At 64.6% G+C, this 22587-nt stretch carries 20 protein-coding genes and 1 tRNA gene; 7 read left to right on the top strand and 14 right to left on the bottom strand.

The annotated features are described in order from the left end of the window. Nucleotides 1-46: 46 nt before the first annotated feature. The gene (locus tag EYW47_RS04215) at nucleotides 47-730 is read left to right on the top strand and encodes a response regulator (protein WP_165976491.1); all 684 of its coding nucleotides are present in this window, start codon (nucleotides 47-49) and stop codon (nucleotides 728-730) included. A gap of 82 nt (nucleotides 731-812) precedes the next feature. Here the strand turns inward: EYW47_RS04215 and EYW47_RS04210 are convergent. Together EYW47_RS04210 and EYW47_RS04205 are read right to left on the bottom strand one after the other, a co-directional pair. Beyond that, a tRNA-Pro gene (locus tag EYW47_RS04210) sits at nucleotides 813-889 on the bottom strand. 314 nt (nucleotides 890-1203) lie between these two features. Then, nucleotides 1204-1479, bottom strand: coding sequence for a hypothetical protein (locus tag EYW47_RS04205; protein ID WP_133193643.1), 276 nt, complete (start codon nucleotides 1477-1479; stop codon nucleotides 1204-1206). 302 nt (nucleotides 1480-1781) lie between these two features. On the opposite strand from EYW47_RS04205, the gene EYW47_RS04200 reads away from it, so the two are divergent. Then, complete coding sequence (locus EYW47_RS04200) at nucleotides 1782-2345, top strand: VOC family protein (RefSeq protein WP_133193642.1); 564 nt, start codon at nucleotides 1782-1784, stop codon at nucleotides 2343-2345. A 45-nt stretch (nucleotides 2346-2390) separates the two neighbouring features. Further along, nucleotides 2391-3146 carry an SDR family NAD(P)-dependent oxidoreductase gene (locus tag EYW47_RS04195; RefSeq protein WP_133193641.1) on the top strand — a complete coding sequence of 252 codons (756 nt, stop codon included), beginning with the start codon at nucleotides 2391-2393 and terminating at the stop codon, nucleotides 3144-3146. Between the two features lie 96 nt (nucleotides 3147-3242). On the opposite strand, the gene EYW47_RS04190 is transcribed toward EYW47_RS04195, so the two are convergent. The 4 genes from EYW47_RS04190 to EYW47_RS04175 all read right to left on the bottom strand — a co-directional run bounded on the left by EYW47_RS04190 (nucleotide 3243) and on the right by EYW47_RS04175 (nucleotide 9222). Then, the gene (locus EYW47_RS04190; protein WP_133193640.1) at nucleotides 3243-4742 is read right to left on the bottom strand and encodes an alcohol dehydrogenase catalytic domain-containing protein; all 1500 of its coding nucleotides are present in this window, start codon (nucleotides 4740-4742) and stop codon (nucleotides 3243-3245) included. 23 nt (nucleotides 4743-4765) lie between these two features. Continuing rightward, nucleotides 4766-6262, bottom strand: coding sequence for an FAD-binding protein (locus tag EYW47_RS04185; RefSeq protein ID WP_133193639.1), 1497 nt, complete (start codon nucleotides 6260-6262; stop codon nucleotides 4766-4768). Between the two features lie 76 nt (nucleotides 6263-6338). Further along, on the bottom strand, nucleotides 6339-8084 hold the full coding sequence (locus EYW47_RS04180; RefSeq protein ID WP_133193638.1) for an FAD-dependent oxidoreductase: 1746 nt from the start codon (nucleotides 8082-8084) through the stop codon (nucleotides 6339-6341). Between the two features lie 13 nt (nucleotides 8085-8097). After that, complete coding sequence (locus EYW47_RS04175) at nucleotides 8098-9222, bottom strand: 3-ketosteroid-9-alpha-monooxygenase, oxygenase component (protein ID WP_133193637.1); 1125 nt, start codon at nucleotides 9220-9222, stop codon at nucleotides 8098-8100. Nucleotides 9223-9451: 229 nt separating this feature from the next. Here EYW47_RS04175 and EYW47_RS04170 point away from each other — a divergent pair, with 229 nt between their 5' ends. From EYW47_RS04170 to EYW47_RS04160, 3 genes are all read left to right on the top strand, one after another. Beyond that, entirely contained in the window at nucleotides 9452-10093 is a 642-nt protein-coding gene (locus EYW47_RS04170; RefSeq protein WP_165976490.1) for a TetR/AcrR family transcriptional regulator, read from the top strand. Nucleotides 10094-10327: 234 nt separating this feature from the next. Continuing rightward, the gene (gene sixA / locus EYW47_RS04165) at nucleotides 10328-10792 is read left to right on the top strand and encodes a phosphohistidine phosphatase SixA (protein WP_133193635.1); all 465 of its coding nucleotides are present in this window, start codon (nucleotides 10328-10330) and stop codon (nucleotides 10790-10792) included. 234 nt (nucleotides 10793-11026) lie between these two features. Further along, nucleotides 11027-11845 (top strand): GNAT family N-acetyltransferase, encoded by an 819-nt coding sequence (locus EYW47_RS04160; RefSeq protein ID WP_133193634.1) that lies wholly within the window; start codon nucleotides 11027-11029, stop codon nucleotides 11843-11845. A gap of 117 nt (nucleotides 11846-11962) precedes the next feature. Here the strand turns inward: EYW47_RS04160 and ppx are convergent, their stop codons facing one another. Further along, nucleotides 11963-13555 carry an exopolyphosphatase gene (gene ppx, locus EYW47_RS04155; protein ID WP_205710019.1) on the bottom strand — a complete coding sequence of 531 codons (1593 nt, stop codon included), beginning with the start codon at nucleotides 13553-13555 and terminating at the stop codon, nucleotides 11963-11965. 240 nt (nucleotides 13556-13795) lie between these two features. On the opposite strand from ppx, the gene ppk1 reads away from it, so the two are divergent. After that, nucleotides 13796-15859, top strand: coding sequence for a polyphosphate kinase 1 (ppk1, locus tag EYW47_RS04150; RefSeq protein WP_133193632.1), 2064 nt, complete (start codon nucleotides 13796-13798; stop codon nucleotides 15857-15859). 137 nt (nucleotides 15860-15996) lie between these two features. On the opposite strand, the gene phoR is transcribed toward ppk1, so the two are convergent. The 7 genes from phoR to pstS all read right to left on the bottom strand — a co-directional run. Continuing rightward, nucleotides 15997-17310, bottom strand: coding sequence for a phosphate regulon sensor histidine kinase PhoR (gene phoR, locus EYW47_RS04145; protein WP_133193631.1), 1314 nt, complete (start codon nucleotides 17308-17310; stop codon nucleotides 15997-15999). A gap of 126 nt (nucleotides 17311-17436) precedes the next feature. Continuing rightward, nucleotides 17437-18138 carry a phosphate regulon transcriptional regulator PhoB gene (gene phoB / locus EYW47_RS04140; protein WP_027817258.1) on the bottom strand — a complete coding sequence of 234 codons (702 nt, stop codon included), beginning with the start codon at nucleotides 18136-18138 and terminating at the stop codon, nucleotides 17437-17439. Nucleotides 18139-18208: 70 nt separating this feature from the next. After that, complete coding sequence (gene phoU / locus EYW47_RS04135) at nucleotides 18209-18913, bottom strand: phosphate signaling complex protein PhoU (RefSeq protein ID WP_133193630.1); 705 nt, start codon at nucleotides 18911-18913, stop codon at nucleotides 18209-18211. A gap of 26 nt (nucleotides 18914-18939) precedes the next feature. Next, nucleotides 18940-19776, bottom strand: coding sequence for a phosphate ABC transporter ATP-binding protein PstB (gene pstB, locus EYW47_RS04130; RefSeq protein ID WP_133193629.1), 837 nt, complete (start codon nucleotides 19774-19776; stop codon nucleotides 18940-18942). A gap of 15 nt (nucleotides 19777-19791) precedes the next feature. After that, on the bottom strand, nucleotides 19792-20688 hold the full coding sequence (gene pstA / locus EYW47_RS04125) for a phosphate ABC transporter permease PstA (RefSeq protein ID WP_133193628.1): 897 nt from the start codon (nucleotides 20686-20688) through the stop codon (nucleotides 19792-19794). Further along, nucleotides 20685-21671 carry a phosphate ABC transporter permease PstC gene (pstC, locus tag EYW47_RS04120; RefSeq protein ID WP_133193627.1) on the bottom strand — a complete coding sequence of 329 codons (987 nt, stop codon included), beginning with the start codon at nucleotides 21669-21671 and terminating at the stop codon, nucleotides 20685-20687. The genes pstA and pstC overlap by 4 nt, the downstream gene beginning before the upstream one ends. 254 nt (nucleotides 21672-21925) lie before the next feature. Beyond that, nucleotides 21926-22587, bottom strand: a 662-nt coding sequence (gene pstS / locus EYW47_RS04115) for a phosphate ABC transporter substrate-binding protein PstS (protein WP_133193626.1), incomplete at its 5' end; no start/stop codon positions are given.

Raw genomic sequence — 22587 nt, 5'->3', positions numbered from 1 at the left:
CAGGTCACGAATAAATCGAAATAGAGGCATAATAGGAGTGCTAACCTTGACGCACCATGAAAATCCCACTGATACTCCCAATCACGTCCGCGTCATTATTGCCGATGATCATCCCACCGTACGACTGGCCATTGCCGCAACCTTTACCAACCTGCGTGGATATGAGATTGCTGCATGTGCAAAATCAGGGCTCGACCTGCTGAACATATTGCACAAAGCTCCCTGCGATCTGATCATTACAGATCTTTCAATGTGCTGGAATGCCCCCGAAACCGACGGCATGGCACTGATCCGATGGCTCAGATTCAAATATCCTGCCATACCTGTTGTCGTTTTCACGATGACAACAAGCATCAGCATAATCAGAGAACTAATACAGGCACGCGTTGCCGGCATCGTCACAAAAGACGAGCCGCTGAGCGAACTCATGAAGGTCTGTCAGTATGCGCAGTCTGGCAGCAAAATCGCCGTCTCTGATAGGGTCGCGCGAAGGCTTTCGGAATCTGCTCCACCAGCAGAAATCAAGCGCAAACTCGCGCTTTCGCGCAAGGAGCGCGAAATCGTCCAGTTAATCGCGCGCGGCATGTCGCTAACCGAAATTGCCCGCCGCTCCGGCCGCACGACTTCCACGATCGGCACTCAGAAAATGGCGGCTATGCGCAAACTGGATCTGACATCCAACGCTGAGCTGATTCAGTATGCAATGCTCCACGGGCTGGCCAGTTCTTAAGACATCCGGGAGCCCGCCCGGCAACGCCGCCGCCCGCGCAGAAAAGAAAAAGGGCTTAGCATGCGCTAAGCCCTTGAATATATGGTCGGAGCGATAGGATTCGAACCTACGACCCTCTGATCCCAAATCAGATGCGCTACCAGGCTGCGCTACGCTCCGACGAATTGTCGATTATATCGCCCTTTTTCCCGGAACGTCAAACCAACATCGCTTAAGGCAGATACCTTGCCGCCTCACCCCGCGTGCACCATGCAGGAAACCCTCGTGGGAAACGGCCTCGACACACGCACATCCCCCGCTTCCGACCAGCAAATTCAAGCACTTAGCCCAGTCCTCGCGACTGGGCTTTTTTGCTTTCTGGAATCCGTGCAACTCCCATGCAACCGGATTCGGCCAACGCCAAAGCCCTTGGCCGGCTCACCGAGCCGATGACCAAGACCTCGTTGCGGGTCTGGAAGATTGTCGAACGAGATTTATTCCCCAGACCGACTGCGCGTCACAGCTGCGAACAGCCTGGCTTCCTCGCGATGAAGCGTCGCCTTTGCCTCACGCGCGACCCGGTCTAGATCCTTCTTCAGACGATCGATCTGCGCGTCGATCTCCGCGTCAGTCGCCAGATCCGGGCTTATCGTCGGCGCGACGCCCTCGGTTTCACTGTACTCCGCGATTCCCAGTCTGATGAATGGTGCAACCGGGTAGCCGCCCTTGTTCCGCTTCTTGGGCAGGGTAACGACGCAGAACTTTCCCATAGCAGCTCTCCGACCGCAAAAGGGTTGTCTTGATACTTTCATGCTACGCCGATCCGGGCCCCGCAACCGTTGCTGTGGCCATGGAGAATCCCGGCACATTCGCGCGAAATCCCGGACTGCTCGACGACCACGCGCTTGCCGTGAAATTCGACTCGGCGCAACGACGCCTTTCTGAGTGGCCATATCGCCAGCTTCACCAGGGCTGATAAGAAGCCCAACCACAACGTCACAAATTCTAAAATTTGTGCCATTATTACGGCACAAATTAGATTTTTGCGACATAGCGACATGGGCGAGACGAAATGAAAAGAGCACGATTTGGGACGATCGATCAGATCGGCTATCTGGTCAGCGACCTCGACCAGAGCATCGATCGTTGGCTGACGCAGCTTGGCGTAGGCCCCTGGATGGTCTTCCGCAATGTCACCCTGCAAGGGAGTTACCTCAACCAACCCGTCACGGTCACGATGAACGTAGGCCTCGCTTATCAAGGCGAGACCCAGATCGAGCTGATCCAGGCCACCAACGACAGCGCCTCCCCCTACCGTGACGCACAAGGGCAACCAATTCTCGGCATGCACCACGTGGCCTGGGTGGTCGACGATATCGACGCCGCGATCGAGCGCATGACCGCCGACGGCCTGCAGATGGTGTTCGAAGCAAGCAACCCAGCCACGCGGGTCGCGTATTTCGAAGACGCGTCCGAACCCGGTGTCCGCTATGAGGTCATCCAGGGCGCCGGGATGCGCGAGTTGATCCAGCAAGGCATCGCCGCCGCGCGCGACTGGGACGGCGCCAATCCGATCCACGTCATCGATGCAACGAGCGACGCAACGAGCGACACCACGAGCGCCGAGCACCCCTGACACCCCACCGACAACACAACATTTTTCACAACAGGAGACATCGAGATGAAGCGTCTGGAAGGCAAAGTTGCATTGATCACCGGCGGCGCACGCGGCCAGGGTGCGGCGGAAGCACGATTGTTCGCGGCCGAAGGCGCGCGCGTGGTAATTGCCGACGTCCTGGATGCCGACGGCGAACGTCTGGCCAGCGAGTTGCAAGGCTCCGCGATCTTCCAGCACCTGGACGTTACTCGTCCGGAACAATGGGAAGCTGCCGTGCAAGTCGCCGAAAAACATTTCGGCAACATCGACGTGCTGGTCAACAACGCCGGCATCCTCAAGCTGGCGCCGCTGGAATCGTGCTCGCTCGACGATTACCTGAAGGTCATCAACGTGAATCAGGTGGGTTGCTGGCTTGGCATGAAGTCCGTGCTGCCGTCCATGAAGAAGGCGGGCCGCGGCTCGATCGTGAACGTTTCGTCTACGGCGGGCATGGAAGGCATCGCGGGCGGCACGGCCTACACGTCCAGCAAGTTCGCCGTTCGAGGCATGACCAAGTCGGCAGCGCTCGAACTGGGCCACCTTGGCATTCGCGTCAATTCGATCCACCCGGGCGGCATCGATACCGCGATGGCCCGGCCGCCCGAATTCGCCGACCTCGAACCGTCCGCGATCTACGGTTCGCTGCCGATCGCGCGTATCGGCCGTCCCGAGGAAGTGGCCGATCTCGCGCTGTTCCTCGCGTCCGACGCGTCCTCCTATTGCACGGGCTCGGAATTCATCGTCGATGGCGGCTTGCTGGCGGGCAAGACCTTCCACTGATCGCCGCCGCTGTCGCGCTCAGGCCGGCAATGCCGGCCTGAGCGTGTCGCGGCCAACGCGGTGAACGAACCGCGGTGGACACACTCAAGCCCAGACTCAGGGCACCAGCACGATCTTCCCGCCCACGCCGCCCTGCTCCATCAACGTGTGTGCACGCCCGGCTTCGGCAAGCGGCAGCTTGTGCGCGACGGGCATGGGGAACCGCTGAAGCCTCTCGCGCGCAAAACGCTCAAGACGCGGCCCATCGAAGCTCACGACCAGCGACACGAACCGTTGCGTCGAATTGGCCGGCGGCACAGGCGGCGGAAATGCGCTGGAGCCGACAACGCCATCCGCCTTCACGTAAGCAAAAAGCGCTTCGGCAACCGTCCCGCCCACCGTATCGGCGAGAAAATCGAAGGGCCCCGCTGCGGCCAATGCAGCTTCATCGGCGATATCGATGACACCCGCGACGGGCAAGTCGGCCACTGCATCACGACTCGTTGCACGCACGCCCGCATACACCTGCGCGCCCGCATCGAGTGCCGCGATCACCGCCGCGCGCCCCGTCGAGCCGCCCGCGCCTGTCACGAGCCCCTTCGCGCCCCGTGCCGGACGAATCCCCACCTCGATCAGTTGCGTCCCGGTCAGTCCGCCGGTCGGCATGGCTGACGCCTCGACCAAATCCAGGCCATCGGGCACGTGCACGAACCGGCTGGCGTCGAAGACGATCATCTCCGCATACGCACCGTCACCGAGCGGATTCACCATGCCCATGACCCTGTCGCCGGGGCGAAATGCCGTCACGCCCTCACCCACGGCATCTACGATGCCCGCGACGTCGCCGCCCAGACGGGCCGGAAATGTGAGCGGCATCCACGCATCGAGCCATCCGTTGCGCGCCTTCACGTCGACCGGATTGACCGCGGCGCCCGCGACACGCACGCGGATTTCGCCAGGCCCAGGGTGCGGCTCGGAAACAGTCTGCATAACGAAACGATCGACACCGCCATAGCCGGTCAACTGGACAGCGCGCATCGTGCCGCTCTGCTTCGCCGTCATCGGGGGTATGGCCTCACACGCGTCGCGCGCGCCGCCCGTGCCACCCACGACCGAGGTTGCGCCATAGCTGCGCGCACGTGCCTCCAGCACGCCGACGAAATCGTCAAAACCCGGTGTCGCTTCGAGCAATTCAAGCAGAATGCCCGGCGCCGCCGCGCAGCGGAAATAGCTATAACGCTGCCCCGTGGCGTCGCGTCCTTCGGCGCAATGCTCCATGCCTCTCTCGCACGCCACGCGGACATCGCGGTCCATGTCCCGGCTCATCGCCGCCAGCCGCTGCAGCCCGATGACCGGCCGGTTGAGCGAGTCGTGAAACGGCGATGGCCCATCGCCCGACACCTGAATCAATTCGATCAGTGTCTGTCCGTGCATGCTCAGCGCGACATGCACCGGCAGCGCTATGGGGCGCCCCTCGTACGTCATATTAAGCGTGAGCCCGCGAAAAATGCTCCACGGCCCAACGCCAACCTGCGTTTCCCAGAAGCTCACGAGTTGGTCGAGATTACCGGTCGTGAAGCTGATTTGCCGGATCGGTCCGAGCCAGCCAGTATCCATTGCGATTCCTTGTTGTGGTTCGATCAGTCGAGTGGCTTTGACCCACCGACGCCATCGCGAAGTGCGGCGCAGTGGCGCCCCGCTCGCCTGCCGAAAAACGAGGCCTCGCCAAGGCAGGTTCCCGAGGCATAGCCATCGCTGTCCTGCGCGATATTCGAAGCGCACGCGCCGGCGGCATAGAGCCCCGGAATGGCCTCGCCTTGGGCGTCCAGCACCTGCGCATCGGGCGAGACCTTCAGGCCACCCAACGTGAAGCCCGTATACACGGCCTGCCCGAATGACAGGTCAAACGCGGCATAGGGCCCGTCCGTCAATGGCTTGAGCCATTTGGGATGCTTGTGGAACGCGGGGTCCTCGCCTTGCGCGGCGTGTGCGTTGTAGGCGTCCATCGTGGCTTGCAGCGTGCCGGCATCCAGCCCGAGACCGGCCTCCATCTCGGCGATAGTTTCAAAGCCGTCGATCAGCCGCTGATTCGTCAGTTCTGCAAAACGTGGATACGCGAAGATCGACGCATCCACGATCAGATAGACGCGGCCGTCGGGCTGCCGTGTCGCCGCGATGCTGGAGCGGCTGTGATAGGAATCTTCCGCTACGAAGCGCTGGCCGGCGCCGTTGACGAGAATGCCCTTGAGCAGGTCCTCGGGCGGATAAAACGGCGACGTCAGAAACGGCTGCCCCATGTGCAACGCGACACCGCCGGCGGCCACGCCCATGCGGATGCCCAGACCGTCGTCGTGCGGGCCGCCCTGAACATAGGCGGTTGAGAGAACAGGAACATGCTCGGCCACCATTTCCGGGTTTTGGCCAAATCCGCCGGTGGCCAGCACGACGCCCTCGTTGGCGCGCAGAAAGAACGTCTCGCCGAAGCGCCGCACACGCACGCCAACGATGCGCCCATGCTCATGAACGAGCGCGTCGACCTTGCCGTACGCGAAGACCCGCACGCCGGCGGCCTCGGCGCTCTGCGCGAGGATGCGCAATGCAAGCGCCCCACCGCCCTCTTCGCCGTCGAAGGCAACCTTGTGTCCGCGCGGCGCGGGCTTCGCCATCTCGCGATACGGCCAGACCTCTTCATTACCGGTCCAGATCAGGCATTCCTTGCCGGGCTGGATCACGTTCTTGTGCGGATAGTAGCTCCGCTCGAACGGGATACCCTGCGCCTCGAGCCAGTTGAAATGCTCGACGCTTCCTTCGCAGTACGCATGGATTTTGTCGCGATCGGGTTCGAGCGCAACCGCCTCGAGATAGCGGGCCATTTCCTGCGCGCTGTCTTCGAAGCCGCAGGCCCGTTGTACCGGCGTGCCGCCGCCCAGATAGAAATGCCCCGATGCGGCCGCGGTCGTGCCGGTACCGCCACCACTGCACTCGACGACGAGCACCGAGGCGCCGCACGCGCGTGCCTCGATGGCCGCGCAGGCGCCCGCCATGCCGAAACCGACAACCAGCACGTCGGCCACATCTGCCCACTCGCGAACAGCACTGCCCTCGATGATGCAGGCGTCCCGTACTGCTTCCCCCATGAATGTGTCTCCTCCGGTTCACATGCGGGCGATGTCGCAAGCCACTCCGCTATCGCAACGCCCGGCATAGTCCTGCTCAAGAACTGACGGCTTCGGCCGTGACGCGCGTGGCCGCAATGTGATCGGCCGCGACATAGCCGAACGTCATGGCCGGCCCGATCGTCGAGCCGGGGCCTGGATAGGTCTTGCCCATCACCGCGGCCGTCGTGTTGCCGAGCGCATAGAGGCCGTCGATCACCGAGCCGTCGGGCCGCAGCACGCGCGCCTGGGCATCGGTGCGCAGCCCCCCTTTGGTGCCGATCTCGCCCGGGTCCAGACGCAGCGCATAGAACGGCGCGCGCTCGATCGGCCCAAGACACGGATTGGGCTTGCACGACGAGTCGCCGTAATACCGGTCGAACACATTGCTGCCCTTGCCGAATTCGGTGTCGACGCCACTCGCCGCGTAGCCGTTCATCTGCACGACGGTTTGCGCGAGGCCCCCGGCATCGACGCCGATCTTCGCGGCCAGGTCGGCCAGCGTGTCGGCGCGATAGATGACGTTGTCGAGCCAGCCGGCCGGGATCTTGCTGTCCGGCTGCACGCTGCCGGGCAGCAGCACGCCGCACGGATAGCGCTTGCGGTACTCGGCGTCGAAGATCAGCCACGCGGGCACGTTCGCCTGGGTGCGCGCATGGTCCGCGTACATCGCGTGGATCACATCCGGGTAAGGCGCCGATTCGTTGACGAAGCGCCGCCCGAGCTGGTTGACCATCACGCAGCGCGGCGCCGAGCGCTCGACGAACAGGGCGCGCTGCTTCTCCTCGCCCGGCACGCGCACCGTCGGCACGCCCCAGACGAAATCCATCAACGCGGTGTCGGCGCCCAGCGCGAGCCCGGCGCGAATGCCATCGCCGGTGTTGATCGGCGGCGCGGCGCTCCACTCGGCGCGCGTGGGTTTGGGCAGATACTGTTCGCGCATCGCCTGATTCGCTTCGAAACCGCCGCATGCGAGGATCACGCCGCGCGTGGCGCGAATGCCGAATGGGCGCCCCTCGCGCTCCACGATCACGCCGTCCACGCGTGCGCCGTCGGCGTGCAGCGAGCGCATCGGCGTGTCGAGCCAGAGCTCGATGCCGCGCTGCGCGAGCGCGGCCCGCAGGCTCGCGACGAGCGCATTGCCGAGCGTGAGGCGGCGGTCGCGCGAGGTGCGCCGGCGCCAGCGGAAATCGGTCGCATAGCGCAGCATCAGCCTCGCGGTGAGGCGCAGCCAGCCGCGCTCCTTGGCGAGGATCGTGTGCGCTTCGATCTGCGTCATCGCAATGCGGCCGCCAATCAGCGTGGCCGGCGACGGCGCCCGCAGCTCGTCGAAGTGCTCGCCCAGGCGCGCGGCGTCGAAGGCCGCCGGCTCCATCGTCCGGTAGCCGGGCTTGCCGCCCTTGCGGTCCGGGTAGTAGTCGGGATAGCGCGGCACCGCGTGAAAGTGAGTCTGCGCGTGCTTCGCGAGCCAGCCGACCATCTTCGGCCCGTTCTCGAGATACGCGTCGATGCGCTTCGGATCGAAGTCCTCGCCCACAACGTCGCGCAGATAGGTAATGGCTTCGTCGTACGAATCGCTGCCGCCGAGCGCGGCGATCTGGTCGTTGCAGGGAATCCAGATGCCGCCCCCGGACACCGCCGTCGTGCCGCCGTACACGGCGCTCTTCTCGACGACGAGGACCGACAGGCCCTGATCGTGCGCGCGCAGCGCCGCCGTCATCGCGCCCGCGCCGGAGCCGACCACCACCACGTCGTACGTGGCATGCGTGGAATCGCCGAGCGGATCATGTCGATCGTCGTGCATGATGGCCCTCGCCTCAAATCGTGGAAAGACGGCTCACGGCCTCGGCCGGCACGTCGGGACGCTTGCGCCAGCACGCATCCTCGCGGCGGTACTCGTGCACCTCGACAGCCGCGCGCTGCGCGGGCAGCGCGGCCACGTCGGTATAGAACTGCCGGTACCACTCGCGCAGGCGGTAGATCGGGCCGTCGCCTTCGCACAGCAACGGATTGTCGACGCGCGTCTTGGTGTCCCAGAGCGCCACGTCCTCGCGAAAAGCGGCTTGCGCGGCCTGCACGTAGCCTTCCACCATCGCGCGGTTCTGCTCGTCGGTCAGGGCCGGGTTCTTCTCGACCATCACGCCGAAGCGCAGCTCGAAGCTGTTCGTGTCGATCGGCACGTGGCTGTTGAGCAGGATCGATTTGATCGGTTGCCCCTGCGCCTCACCGGTCATCAGCGTGACGTGGTAGGCCGGGCCGAAATAGGCGGAATCGGCCGTCAAGCCGCCGTCCCCCGCAAGCCGCGGGCTGCCTCCGCGCAACTTCTGATAGGCCACGTGGCCGGTGAACGTATTGCAGAAATAGTCGATGGGCGCGCCATGGACCGGCCCGAAGTGCGCCATGTCCGACTGGTTGTCGATCAGCTCGCGGCAGTTCGTGTTGATCACCCATTTGACGATCGCCCAGCCGCTCCAGGCATCGGAGAAACACGCGTTGATCTTCGGGATCGCAACCGTTGGATCGGGCGCGTTCCCTTCCGGGTCGTTCCACACGAACAGCAGCCGGTTTTGCTCCATCACCGGCCACGATTTGATGCGCGCCTTCGGCGGGATCCGCTGCGAATACGGAATGGCCGCGCACTTGCCGTCCGAGGCCCACTGCCAGCCGTGGAACGGGCACACCACCGTGTCGCCCTCGATACGCCCCTGGCCGAGATCGGCGCCCATGTGCGGGCAATAGCCGTCGAGCACGCGCAACTGCCCGTCCTCGCCCTGGAACACGACCACGCGCGTGCCGAAGATCGACAGTCCGTGCGCCTTGCCGTCCCGGTAGTCGTCGGCGAGACCCAGGCAGTGCCAGCCGCGCGCGTAGCGCTCCTCGATGGGCGCGGCGTGAATCTTGTGAATGGCGTGCTTGCCATCGAGCACGGTGGAATCGGCCATGAGTGTCTCCTCGAGTGGGTGCGGGCAAGCTTCGGCCTCCTGATTGCCGAACGCCGCCCGCGAAAGCGCCAGCCAGCATCGCCCGGATGCGAGCGGCGGCCTGGCTTCGGCGCTATGTCACAAAAACAATGATTTGTGACGCATGATGGCACAAATTCCATTTCTGTGCCATCCCGTGAGAAAATTGCGCCGCAATGGGCTCAATCGATTGATCAGGACAGGAAGGGATATGGATCGGCAATTGCGCTGGGGAGACGCCAGCAGAATGGATAGCGCGAACGATGCGCGCAGCGTGATCCTGCGCGTGGCCCTCGATGCGATGATCGAACAGGGGGTCGACGGCTTCTCGATCGACGACGTCGCGAAGCGCGCGAACATTTCGCGCCGCACGCTCTACCGCTATTTCGGCACCAAGAAGGAGCTGATCCAGGGCGTGATCAGCGTCGAGAACGGCGCGTTCTTCGAAGAGATGCAGCGCAGCCTGGCCGACCTCGAGGACGACTTCGAGGCCTACTGCGAGGCCTGCGTGTGCTTTGCCGTGCGCTACCGGGACCGCCATCACGGCGGCTTTCACCACAACTACCTGGCCAAGAGCGTGTCCACGGAGGTGTTCGGCTATATCGTCGAGGACATCGCGCCCATGTGGCAGCGCGTGCTGGAGAAGCCCTGGCGCCAGTACGTCGCCGCGCGCGGCGCGCAGGTCCCGGCGCTGGACGACATCATCGCGCTGATCAGCCGTATCGGGCTCGCGTACTGTCTGGTTCCCGTGGAAGAGCCCGCGCTGCGTGCGCAGATGCGCATTCTCTGGACCTTCAGCCGCGAGCCGGCCAACCCGCCGCCCGCGCCCAAACGCAAGGCGAAAACGGCGTGATGCGGTCTGAACGCACCGTCGCCCGGGCTCGCACGACGCTCCCCCATCCGTTGCGAAGCTAGCCGGGGCAAACGCACCAGATTCGAGCGGTCGCAAGCCGTTGGCCTGTAACCCGCTTGTGCCCCTTGGCCTTTTCTGCGCCACGCTTGCCGCCGCCCCATCCGGCGCGCACCATTCGGAAAAGCCGCGCAGAAGAACCCCGCGCACACTCATTCCCCCCTGGAGAGACGCCAAATGAACCTGATCCTCTGGCGCCACGCCGAAGCCGAAGACATCGCCGCGAGCGATCTCGCCCGCCAGCTCACCACGCGCGGGCGCAAGCAGGCGCAGAACGTCGCGCGCTGGCTGCGCGCGCGCCTGCCCGACGACGCCGTGATCCTCGCGAGCCCCGCCGCGCGCACGATCCAGACCGCCGAGGCGCTCACCGACCAGTACCGCGTCGTGCGCGAGCTCGCGCCCAACGCGAGCGTCGAAGACGTGCTCGCCGCCGCCGGCTGGCCCGAAGGCATCGCTTCCACGGTGCTCGTGGTCGGCCACCAGCCGACGCTCGGCGAAGTGGCCGCGCGCCTGCTATCGAATGAAGAAGACCGCCGCAGCTGGGCCCTGAAGAAAGCCGGCGTCTTCTGGATCAAGAACCGCGAGCGCAACGGCGATGGCGAGGCCGTCCTGCTCGCCGCCATCACGCCCGATCTCGTCTAGCGCCGAAACACTTCGAAACGCGCCCCCATCCCCGCAGTCGTCCACGAGCCCGCCGCGCCGCCGCCCACACGCCGCGCGGCGCGGCGCAAATCGCCCTCGCGCGCCGCTCCCGCCGCCCTTCTCCTCCGTGCGCCTTACATCGCGTCATTGAATCGTCATTGCGTCTTCATGGAAACGTAACCGCGTCTTACTAAATTGCCGGGAAAGTTCTTTTACTTCCGACCAGGACGCCCCATGCGAGATCTGCCGACGCCCTCCCTGCCGTTCGCCTCGAGACTCTTCGAGTCGAGCCGGCACCTGCCGCGCGCCGAAGAAACGGTCACCCCGCAGCATCGCCTGCAGGTGGCCTGGGCTCGCAGCGACGAAGAGCTGCGCGAGGCGCAGCGCCTGCGCTACCGCGTGTTCGCCGAGGAAATGGGCGCACGCCTCTCGGGCCCGGCGGGCCTCGACGTCGACGCCTTCGACACCTGGTGCGATCACCTGCTCGTGCGCGACCTCGACACGCTCAAGGTCGTCGGCACCTACCGCGTGCTGCCGCCGCACCAGGCCGCGCGTATCGGCCGCCTCTACGCCGAAAGCGAATTCGACGTGTCGCGCCTCGCGCACCTGCGCCCCAAGATGGTCGAAGTGGGCCGCTCGTGCGTGCACCCCGACTACCGCAGCGGCTCGGTCATCATGTCGCTGTGGGGCGGACTTGGCGCGTACATGACGCACAACGGCTACGAGACGATGCTCGGCTGCGCGAGCGTCGCCATGGTCGACGGCGGCCACTACGCCGCCAACCTCTACGCCTCGCTCGGCGCGAACGCGCTCACGGCGCCCGAATACCGCGCGTTCCCGCACACGCCGCTGCCCGTCGAGGAGCTGCGCACGGGCGCGTCCGCCGTGCCGCCGCCGCTCATCAAGGGCTATCTGCGCCTGGGCGCGAAGATCTGCGGCGCGCCGGCCTGGGACCCCGACTTCAACTGTGCCGACTTCCTCACGCTGTTCCGACTCTCGGACATCAACGAGCGCTACGCGCGCCACTTCCTCGGCGACGCCGCGGCACGATAAACGCACCGGACACGCCAGAACACACTTAAGCGGCGCACCCAAAGCACAACGCCCGGCTCAACAGACCGGGCGTTGTTTCTCGAGCGCTTCGAGCGAGACGCGTCGCTCAGACGAATATCACTCGTCGTCGGTATACACCACGCGATACGGTATCCCGACCTTGCCCCACTCCGCCGCTTCCTGAACGAGGTTGTAATCGGTGAGCGGATTGTTCTGCACCCATGCGTTGGGCAGCAGCACTTCGTAGCCGTTGCCTTCCTGCACCACCTTGATCTGTGGCAGGCCGACGTCCGCGCGGCGGCGGCTCAAGAGCCCCGCGAGGCGCAGGCAGAACAGCAGCGGCCATTCCACGTCGCGCGTCTGCGAGAGCTTGCCAAGCTTGCCCACGTGGCCGAGCACGAGCGCGGCGAGCCGCGCCTGGTCGGTGCGCGAGAAGCCGGGCATGTCGGCGTTGCTGGCGATATAGGCCGAGTGCTTGTGATACGCGCTGTGCGAAATCGAGAGCCCGATCTCGTGCAGCGACGCCGCCCAGCCGAGGAACATGCGGTTTTCCTCGCGGCGCTCTTCGTCGGGCTCCTCGAACTGGTCGTAGAAGCTCACCGCCAGCTCGCCGATGCGCGCTGCCTGCGCGCGGTCCACACCATAGCGGCGCATGAAGCCTTCCACGGTGACGGTACGCATGTCCTCGTGCTGCGAACGACCTAGCAGGTCGTACAGCACGCCCAGACGCAGCGCGCCGTCGGTGGTGTCGACGTAGTCGATGCCGAGCTCTTCGAACACGGCGATCATGATCGAGAGGCCGCCCGCGAGCACCGGAATGCGGTCGGGCTTGAGCGCGACGAGCTTCAGGCGGTTGACGTTCTCGGCCTTGATGAGCGCGCGCTTCAAGCGCTCGAGGCCGCCGCGCGAGATGCCGTGCGTGATGCCCGGGTCGTTGAAGCCATTGGCCTCGACGAGCTCGGCGAGCGCACGCGCGGTGCCCGAGGAGCCGATCGCCTGGTCCCAGCCGGTCTTGCGATAGTCGGCCGAAATGATCTGGATCTCGCGCGTGGCGGCCAGCTCCGCCTGGCGCATGGTGTATTCGTCGACGTTGCCGGCCGGGAAGAACTGGCGGCTATGGCTCACGCAGCCGATATAGAGGCTTTCCATGCGGATCGGCGTGTAGTGCGCGCCGATGATGAACTCGGTCGAACCGCCGCCGATGTCCACCACGAAGCGCTTGCCCGCGCTCGCCGGCACCGAATGGGCGGCGCCCGCGTAGATCAGGCGCGCCTCTTCGCGGCCCGCGATCACTTCGATCGGGAAGCCGAGCGCCTTTTCCGCCTCGACGAGAAATTCGCGCGCGTTCTTGGCCACGCGCAGCGTGTTGGTGGCCACGGCGCGCACGTGATCGGGGTGAAAGTCGCGCAGGCGCTCGCCGAAGCGCTTGAGCGCGTCCCAGCCGCGCACCTGGGAGGCGCGGTCGAGCATCTTCTCCTTCGAGAGGCCGGCGGCCAGGCGCACGGGCTCGCGCAGGGCATCCACGGGGTAGATCTGGCTGCCGGCGTCGGTTTCTTCGACCCGGCCGACGATCAGACGAAAGCTGTTCGAACCGAGATCGACTGCGGCAAGCAGTTGCGGATTGGTGACCATCGAGGGGGCAGGCTCCATGCGTGCGAACGCGGCCATCCGGTCTCGCTGGGCGGCCGCCGCGCTGTCCAAATATGCCATTTTAAGCGTACCGGACTTCCCCATGTCGCTCCTCGCGTCGGTTGCGGCCAGTAATGACTGGCAAGCCCCCCCGCTGGGGACGCCCTGACCCAGCCTGCATCTTTGCCACGCAAGGTGTCGAATACGTGAAAATGGGACGTAGAATTTATGACACACCATTTTTCATAATAAAGTCACAAAACTGTGAGACTTTCCGAGCGTCCGTTCGAATCACCCCCTGGAATTACGCTTTCAATACCAATGTCCATCCGCTATCCCCTCCTTAATCGCGAACTGGGCATCCTGGGATTCAACGAGCGTGTGCTTGCACAGGCCGCCGACCCCGCCGTTCCCTTGCTGGAGCGCCTGCGCTTCATCTGCATCACCAGCAGCAATCTCGACGAATTCTTCGAAGTCCGCATGGCCGGGTTGCAGGAGCAGATGCGCGACAACCCGGGCTCACTCTCGCCTGACGGCATGTCGCTGCAGCACGTCTACGATCTCGTGGTGGAGCGCGCGCAACGCCTCGTGCACCGCCAGTACGCCATGCTGCACGACATCGTGCTGCCGGCGCTCGAACAGGAAGGGATCTACTTTCACGGCACCGACGCCTGGAACGAGGCGCAAACCGCGTGGGCGCGCAAGTATTTCCTCGACGAGCTGCTGCCCGTGCTCACGCCTATCGGTCTCGACCCCGCGCACCCCTTCCCGCGCGTGCTCAACAAGAGCCTGAACTTCGTGGTCGAGCTCGAAGGCAAGGACGCCTTCGGGCGCCAGGCCGTCATGGGCATCGTGCAGGCGCCGCGCGCGCTGCCGCGCCTCGTGCGCATGCCGCAAGAACTTTCGGGCTTCCAGCACGGCTTCGTGCTGCTCGGCTCGCTCTTGCAGCGCTTCGTGGGCGAGCTGTTTCCGAGCCTCGTCGTGCGCAGCTGCAATCAGTTCCGCATCACGCGCAACAGCGAGCTGTTCGTCGACGAAGACGAAATCACCAACCTGCGCGTGGCGTTGCAGGGCGAGTTGCCCGCGCGCCATCTGGGCAACGCGGTGCGGCTCGAAGTCTCGGCCGAGACGCCGCTGCCTCTCGTCAAGCGGCTGCTCGATGAAAGCGGTTTGAACGAAAAGGACTGCTATTACGTCGATGGCCCCGTGAATCTCGTGCGCCTGATGCAGTTGCCCGAGATGGTCGACCGCCCCGATCTCAAGTTCGTGCCGCACGTGCCCGCCATTCCGCAGCGCATCGCGGCGAACAGCAACATGTTCGACGTGATCGACCAGGGCGACGTGCTGCTGCATCACCCGTACGAGAGCTTCCAGCCCGTGCTCGAGCTGCTGCTGCAAGCGGCCATCGATCCGAATGTCGTCGCGATCAAGCAGACCATCTACCGCACCGGCACCGACTCGCCGCTCATGGACGCGCTCATGCAAGCCGCGCGCAACGGCAAGGAAGTGACCGTCGTGGTGGAGCTGCTCGCGCGCTTCGACGAGGAAACCAACATCAACTGGGCCTCGCAGCTCGAAGCCGTGGGCGCGCATGTGGTCTACGGCGTGGTGGGCCACAAGTGCCACGCCAAGATGATGCTGATCGTGCGCCGAACGCCCGTGAACGGCCGCATGATGCTGCGCCGCTACGTGCACCTTGGCACCGGCAACTACCATCCGCGCACGGCGCGCCTCTACACCGACTTCGGCCTCATGACTTCCGAGCCGAAAATGTGCGAGGACGTCCACCACGTGTTCCAGCAGCTCACCGGCATCGGCGGCGAGCTGCAGCTGCACGAGATGTGGCAGTCGCCGTTCACGCTGCACCCGAAGATGATCGAGGCGATCCGCGCCGAGGCCGACGCCGCGCGCGCCGGCAAGAAGGCCCGCATCGTCGCGAAGATGAACGCGCTGCTCGAGCCCACGGTGATCGACGAGCTCTACGAAGCGTCGCAAGCCGGCGTGAAGATCGACCTGATCATTCGCGGCGTGTGCTCGCTGCAGCCGGGCGTGCCGGGGCTTTCGGAGAACATCACGGTGCGCTCGATCGTCGGGCGCTTCCTCGAGCATCACCGCATCTACTACTTTTACGCGGGCGGCGCGGAGCACGTCTATCTGTCGAGCGCCGACTGGATGGACCGCAACCTGTTCCGCCGCGTCGAGGTGGCGTTCCCGATCCACGACCGGCGCCTGAAGCGCCGCGTGATCGCCGAGGGCCTCTCGACGTTCCTCGGCGACAACCAGTGCGCGTGGCTCATGCAAAGCGATGGCCATTACCGCCGCAGGCGCGCCGGCAAGTCCGTGCGCAATGCGCAGATGAGCCTGCTGGCGAAATTCTGTCCGTGATGTTTGAGCGCGGGCGCAGCGATGGCGTGGCGCTCGCTCAAAGCGCGCCAGCCATGATGCAAAAATGCCGCTTCATTGAAGCGGCATTTTTTATTCTGCAAACCTGAGCAAAACGCGCTGCACCCAGTCCTGGCGCCTCACACCGGCGCCGGTTGCCGGCGTGCCGTGCGCGCGGCCGGGAAGCGCACCGTGAACGTGCTGCCCCGCCCTTCCTCGCTCTTCACTTCGAGCACCGCGTCATGGCGTTGCAGCACGTGCTTGACGATCGCGAGACCTAGCCCCGTGCCACCCGTGTCGCGCGAGCGGCTACGATCCACGCGATAAAAGCGCTCGGTGAGGCGCGGAATGTCGCTCGCCGGAATCCCATAGCCGCTGTCCGTGACCGCGAACACCGCCTGACCGCCTTCCGTGCGCCACGACAGATGCACCGTGCCGCCCTCCGGCGTGTAGCGCACCGCGTTGGTCGCGAGATTGCCGAGCGCGCTCAGTACTTCGGTCTCCGATCCAGTCACGCTCAGGCCGTCGTCGAACTCCGCCGTGACGCGATGATGCCCGCCCGAGAGGCTCTCCGCGTCCTCGCGCACGTGGCCGAGCACGGCCCGCATGTCGATCATCTGGTCGCCGGGCTGGCGCCCCTCGCCTTCGAGCTTCGCCAGCACGAGCAGGTCGGTCACGATATGGCGCATGCGCGCGGCCTGCTGCTCCATCAAATCGAAATAGCGCTCGCGCTCGTCCTCGGAGAGCGGCAGCTCGCGCATCGTCTCGAGAAAGCCCGAGAGCACGGTGAGCGGCGTCTTCAGCTCGTGCGAGACGTTGGCGACGAAGTCGCGCCGCATGGCGTCGGTGCGCTCGAGCTCCGTGATGTCCTGCGACAGCACGAGCTTGCGGCTCTCGCCGTACGGAAACACCTGCACGGACAGCACGTTCTGGCGCTTCGCCCCCATGCCGCGCATGATCAGCATGTCCTTGTAGTCGTGCGAATTGAGGTAGCGCACGAAGTCGGGCTGACGCACGAGATGGGTGATGTGCTGGCGCAGGTCGCGCTTCGCGTCGAGGCCGAAATGCACTTCGGAGATGGCGTTGCACCACTCGATCTGGTCGTGGTCGTCGAGCATGGCCACGCCGTTGGGCGACGCCTGGATAGCCTGAATGAAGCGCGAATGCTGCTGCTCCACCTGGCGCACCTGGGCGTGCCAGCGCTTGGCGAGCTTGTGCAGGCGGTAATAGATTTCGCCCCAGATGCCGGGGGCGCTCGGCACTTCGCCGTAGACGGGCGCGTCGAGCAAACGCCAGAGGCGCTGCTTGTGGAAGGTGCTGAAGAGCATTTGGCCGATCAGCGCAAGCACAGCGACGGCCAGCGCGATCTTGACGCCGAAGAGCGCACCAAGACCTGCGCAGACGAGCGCGAGCAGTACGATCGATACGAGGGCGCGCGCCCAGATGATGTTCATGTTCCAGCGATCGAAGAGAATGACGGTCCGGACCGGGGCGCTACGGATTCGGAACGCTGGCGCCGCGTGAAACGCCGCGCCAGCGCGCTACTGCCGTGGTACTGCTGTGATGCAGGCAAGCGGGCTTCAGGCGCTCTTCGCGAGACGGTAGCCGCTGCCACGGACCGTTTCGATCATAGCATCGCACCCCGCGGGCTTGAGCGCGGCGCGCAGACGCTTGATATGCACGTCCACGGTGCGCTCTTCCACGAACACGTGATCGCCCCACACCTGATCGAGCAACTGCGTGCGGCTATGCACGCGCTCGGGGTGCGTCATGAAAAAGTGCAGCAGACGGAACTCGGTCGGGCCGAGATCGAGCTTGATCTCCGAGCCTTCCGCATGGGCGGCGACGCGGTGCGTGGCCGGATCGAGCTTCAGGCCGTTGATCGCGACCACGTCTTCGGTGAGCTGCGGTGCGCGGCGGCGCAGGACCGCCTTGATGCGCGCCATCAGCTCCTTGGGCGAAAACGGCTTCGTCACGTAGTCGTCGGCGCCGATCTCGAGGCCGAGCACCTTGTCCTGCTCGTCGCCGCGCGCGGTCAGCATGATGATCGGGATATGCTTCGTGCGTTCGTTGTTACGCAGATCGCGCGCGAAATTCACACCCGATTTGCCCGGCAACATCCAGTCGAGCAGGATGAGATCGGGCAGCACGTCGCTGATCAGGTTCTGGGCCTGCTCAGCGTTGTAGGCACGGATCGGACAATGACCCGCGTGCTGCAGATTCACGGAAATCAGCTCGGAAATTGCGGGCTCATCTTCGATGACGAGTATGCTGCTAGGCATCGGCACCTCTTGACCTTAAGACCTGTTGATACGGTTGAATGCGCGTTCGACCATGCGCCTGAATGGCGCCTTAGCTGAGCGCTTCGCGTTCGAGCGCGTCGCGCGACTTGTGCCGCACGTCGGTGCCCTTCACGATGTAGATGATGAATTCGGCGATGTTCTTCGCGTGGTCGCCGATGCGCTCGATCGCCTTGGCGATGAACAGATAGTCGAGGCCCACGGAAATCGTGCGCGGATCTTCCATCATGTAGCTCACGAGCTTGCGCACGAACGCGCGGAATTCCTCGTCGATGGCCTTGTCGTCGCGCACGATCTGCGCGGCGGCGACCGTATCGAGACGCGCGAACGCGTCGAGCGCGCGGCGCAGGATCGACACGGCCATCTCGCCCGAGACCTTGATCTCGGCGATGTTCACGCTGCGCGAAGCGCCGTCTTCCATCAGACGCTTGGTGCGCTTGGCGATCTTCTCGGCCTCGTCGCCCGCGCGCTCCAGGTTCGTGATGGTCTTCGAGATCGCGAGCACGAGGCGCAGGTCGCGCGCGGCCGGCTGGCGGCGCGCGATGATGTTGCTGCACTCCTCGTCGATCTCGACTTCCATCGTATTGAGGCGGTCTTCGGCAATGATCACGCGCTCGGCGGCTTCGCCGTCGAACTCGTTCAAGGCCTGCATCGCCGTGATGATCTGCGACTCCACGAGGCCGCCCATCTCGAGCACCTTCGACGAAATCAGGTTCAGGTCGGCGTCGAACTGGCTGGACAGATGCTTGTCGGACATGTTTTTCCCCTTCTCGGCGCGATGGATCAGCCGAAGCGGCCGGTGATGTAGTCTTCGGTTTCCTTGCGGACCGGCTTGATGAAGATCTTCTCGGTGTCGCCGAATTCGATCAGCTCGCCGAGATACATGTACGCAGTGTAGTCCGAGCAGCGCGCGGCCTGTTGCATGTTATGGGTCACGATCACCACCGTGTAATCGCTCTTCAGTTCCGCGATCAGCTCTTCGATGCGGCCCGTCGAGATCGGGTCGAGCGCCGAGCACGGCTCGTCGAGCAGCAGCACTTCGGGCCGGATCGCAATGCCGCGCGCGATGCACAGGCGCTGCTGCTGGCCGCCCGAAAGACCGTAGCCGCTCTGGCCGAGCTTGTCCTTCACCTCGTTCCAGAGCGCGGCCTTGGTGAGGGCCCACTCCACGCGGTCGTCCATCTCGGGGCGCGAGAGCTTCTCGAACATCTTCACGCCGAACGCGATGTTGTCGTAGATCGACATCGGGAACGGGGTCGGCTTCTGGAACACCATGCCGATGCGCGCGCGCAACAGCGAGATGTCACGCCGCGTCGTGAGCAGGTTCTCGCCGTCCATCAAGATTTCGCCTTCGGCGCGCTGCTCTGGATAGAGCGCGTACATCTTGTTGAACGTGCGCAAGAGCGTGGACTTGCCGCAGCCCGACGGGCCGATGAACGCCGTCACCTTGCCTTCGGGAATCTGCAGGTTGATGTTCTTGAGCGCGTGATACTTGCCGTAGAAGAAGTTCAGGTCCTTCACTTCGATCTTCGGCGAGCCCGACATCGGGACGCGGTTGCCCTGGGCGGGGTCGAAGCCCGACGGGGCCGTAGTGTTCAGGTGACTTTCTGCCATATTCATCGGATGACTCCGCCCTTACTTTTTCGAAAAGATGGTGCGCGCAAGGATATTCAGACCCAGCACGCCCAGCGTGATCAGGAAAACGCCGGCCCAGGCAAGCGACTGCCACTGCGCGAACGGGCTCATCGCAAACTTGTAGATCGTGACCGGCAGGTTCGCCATCGGCTGATTCATGTCCGCGCTGAAGAACTGGTTGGACAGCGCCGTGAAGAGCAGCGGCGCGGTCTCGCCGGCGATACGCGCAATCGCGAGCAGCACGCCCGTCACGATGCCCGCGATCGACGCCTTGAGCGTGATCGAGAGCACCATCTTCCACTTCGGCGTGCCGAGCGCGAAAGCCGCTTCGCGCAGATTGTTCGGCACGAGCTTGAGCATGTTCTCGGTCGTGCGGATCACGATCGGGATCTGCAGCAGCGCGAGCGAAATCGCACCCGCCCAGCCGCTGAAGTGGCCCATCTTCGCGACCACGAGCGCGTAGACGAACAGGCCCACGACGATCGACGGCGCCGACAGCAGAATGTCGTTGATAAAGCGCGTCGCGCTCGCGAGCCAGCCCTTCTGGCCGTATTCGGCGAGATAGACGCCTGCGAGAATGCCGATCGGCGTGCCCACGAAGGTCGCAATGCCCACCAGCATCAGGCTGCCGACGATCGCGTTGGCGAGACCGCCGCCGTCGGTGTTCGGCGGCGGCGTCGACTGCGTGAACAGCTGCACCGAAAGTCCGCCAATGCCGAGCGAGAGCGTCGTGTAGAGAATCCACACGAGCCAGATGAGGCCGAAGGCCATCGCGGCGAGCGAAAGCGTCAGCGCAATGGCATTGATCACTTTGCGGCGGCTCTGCAGCCTCGCGCGCATGCGATCCAGTTCGGGGCCGTAGGCCGCGCCGGGGATTTTCATCGTCGGTTCGCTCATCGTGCGCCCTCCGACTTTTCAAGACGCAGCAGAAGCAGCTTCGAGATCGCGAGCACGATGAACGTGATCACGAACAGAATGAGGCCGAGCTCCATCAGCGCGGCGGTGTGCAAGCCGGGGCCCGCTTCGGCGAACTCGTTGGCGAGCGCCGAGGTGATGCTGTTGCCGGGCGAGAACAGCGACACGTTGTCGAGCAGGTTCGTATTGCCGATCACGAACGTGACGGCCATGGTCTCGCCGAGCGCGCGGCCCAGACCCAGCATCACGCCGCCGATCACGCCAGTCTTGGTGAACGGCAGCACGATCTTCCACATGACTTCCCACGTCGTGCAGCCGATGCCGTAGGCCGACTCCTTGAGCAGCACGGGCGTGACTTCGAAGACGTCGCGCATCACCGAGGCGATGTACGGAATGATCATGATCGCGAGAATGACGCCCGCGCACAGCATGCCGATGCCGATGGGCGCGCCCTGGAACAGCGCGCCGATGATCGGCATGCCGCCCAGCAACTGGCCGATCGGCTTCTCGAAGTACTGCGCGAAGATCGGCGCGAACACGAGCAGGCCCCACATGCCGTAGACGATCGACGGGATCGCGGCCAGCAGCTCGATGGCGATGCCGAGCGGGCGGCGCAGCCAGGCGGGCGAGAGCTCGGTGAGAAAGAGCGCGATGCCGAAACTGACGGGCACGGCGATGATGAGCGCGATCAGCGAGGTGGCGATCGTGCCGTAGATGGGCACGAGCGCGCCAAACTGCTCGCTGGGTGGATCCCAGTCGGAAGTCCAGAGGAATGAGAGGCCGAACTTGTGGATCGTCGGCAGCGAAGCGACGATCAGCGACACGATGATGCCGCCGAGCAGCAACAACGTGACGATGGCGGCGCCGCGTGCGAGGCCGCCGAAAATGATGTCCCCTGCCGGGCTGGGCGCTTGCTGCTGCGCGGCGCTGCCAGGCGGGTTCGAGACGAGCGGGACGTCGGACATGATGAGCTGTATCCAGTGGCCGCGAGCGTCAGGCTCGCGACGTTGATGCGGTTCCGAAACCGCTGTCCGCCCGGCATCCGGCCTTGCGGCGGGACTTCGGACGGCACGTCGTAGCGGGTGTGTTACGTGCGGTATTGCCTACCGCGTGACTGCGAGCGCCGGGTTGCACCACCGGCCGGGAAGCAGAACGGGCCGCGCGCGGTGTGCGCGGCGGCCCTCGCATTGCCCCGGTTATGCAACCAGGCTAGTCCGCCTTACTCGGCGACCGGCTTGCCGCTGGCGTCCTTCACCTTCGCTTTCCACTGCGATTCGATTTCGCTCACGACCGAATCCGGCAGCGAGATGTAGTCGAGATCGTTGGCCGCGCCCGTGCCGTTCTTGAAAGCCCACTGGAAGAACTTGAGCGTTTCCTTGCCCTGCTCCGGCTTGTCCTGCGCCGTGTGCAGCAGCACGAAGGTCGCGCCGACGACCGGCCATGCGTCCTTGCCCGGCTCGTTCGTGAGGATCTGGTAGAACGACTTCTTCCAGTCCGCGCCGGCCGCTGCGGCCTTGAACGTTTCGGTGGCCGGCTGAACGACCGCACCCGATTCGTTCTTCATGGCAGTGTAGACCATGTGATTTTGCTTCGCGTACGCCCACTCGACGTAGCCGATGGCGCCCGGCAGTCGCTGCACGAAGGCCGCGACGCCGTCGTTGCCCTTGCCGCCCGTGCCCGTCGGCCAGTTCACGGTCGTGCCTTCGCCGACCTTGCTCTTCCAGTCGGGGTTGACCTTCGAGAGGTAGTTCGTCCAGATGAAGCTGGTGCCCGAACCATCGGCGCGGCGGACCACGGCGATGTCCAGATCAGGCAGCTTGACCTTCGGGTTCAGCGCGACGATAGCCGGATCGTTCCACTTCTTGATCTTGCCGAGGTAGA

The sequence above is a fragment of the Paraburkholderia silviterrae genome (genome assembly GCF_004353915.1).
GTDB classification, from domain to species: Bacteria; Pseudomonadota; Gammaproteobacteria; order Burkholderiales; family Burkholderiaceae; genus Paraburkholderia; species Paraburkholderia silviterrae.
Note: the sequence above shows the minus strand (reverse complement) of the source record. Positions and strands in the feature narration are given on the sequence as shown.

Bases quoted from the DNA above. Each gene is read 5' to 3' on its own strand.
- EYW47_RS04205 (WP_133193643.1), bottom strand. From the start codon at position 1,479: ATGGGAAAGTTCTGCGTCGTTACCCTGCCCAAGAAGCGGAACAAGGGC.
- EYW47_RS04200 (WP_133193642.1), top strand. From the start codon at position 1,782: ATGAAAAGAGCACGATTTGGGACGATCGATCAGATCGGCTATCTGGTC.
- EYW47_RS04195 (WP_133193641.1), top strand. From the start codon at position 2,391: ATGAAGCGTCTGGAAGGCAAAGTTGCATTGATCACCGGCGGCGCACGC.
- EYW47_RS04190 (WP_133193640.1), bottom strand. From the start codon at position 4,742: ATGGATACTGGCTGGCTCGGACCGATCCGGCAAATCAGCTTCACGACC.
- EYW47_RS04185 (WP_133193639.1), bottom strand. From the start codon at position 6,262: ATGGGGGAAGCAGTACGGGACGCCTGCATCATCGAGGGCAGTGCTGTT.
- EYW47_RS04180 (WP_133193638.1), bottom strand. From the start codon at position 8,084: ATGCACGACGATCGACATGATCCGCTCGGCGATTCCACGCATGCCACG.
- EYW47_RS04175 (WP_133193637.1), bottom strand. From the start codon at position 9,222: ATGGCCGATTCCACCGTGCTCGATGGCAAGCACGCCATTCACAAGATT.
- EYW47_RS04170 (WP_165976490.1), top strand. From the start codon at position 9,452: ATGGATCGGCAATTGCGCTGGGGAGACGCCAGCAGAATGGATAGCGCG.
- sixA (WP_133193635.1), top strand. From the start codon at position 10,328: ATGAACCTGATCCTCTGGCGCCACGCCGAAGCCGAAGACATCGCCGCG.
- EYW47_RS04160 (WP_133193634.1), top strand. From the start codon at position 11,027: ATGCGAGATCTGCCGACGCCCTCCCTGCCGTTCGCCTCGAGACTCTTC.
- ppx (WP_205710019.1), bottom strand. From the start codon at position 13,555: ATGGCATATTTGGACAGCGCGGCGGCCGCCCAGCGAGACCGGATGGCC.
- ppk1 (WP_133193632.1), top strand. From the start codon at position 13,796: ATGTCCATCCGCTATCCCCTCCTTAATCGCGAACTGGGCATCCTGGGA.
- phoR (WP_133193631.1), bottom strand. From the start codon at position 17,310: ATGAACATCATCTGGGCGCGCGCCCTCGTATCGATCGTACTGCTCGCG.
- phoB (WP_027817258.1), bottom strand. From the start codon at position 18,138: ATGCCTAGCAGCATACTCGTCATCGAAGATGAGCCCGCAATTTCCGAG.
- phoU (WP_133193630.1), bottom strand. From the start codon at position 18,913: ATGTCCGACAAGCATCTGTCCAGCCAGTTCGACGCCGACCTGAACCTG.
- pstB (WP_133193629.1), bottom strand. From the start codon at position 19,776: ATGAATATGGCAGAAAGTCACCTGAACACTACGGCCCCGTCGGGCTTC.
- pstA (WP_133193628.1), bottom strand. From the start codon at position 20,688: ATGAGCGAACCGACGATGAAAATCCCCGGCGCGGCCTACGGCCCCGAA.
- pstC (WP_133193627.1), bottom strand. From the start codon at position 21,671: ATGTCCGACGTCCCGCTCGTCTCGAACCCGCCTGGCAGCGCCGCGCAG.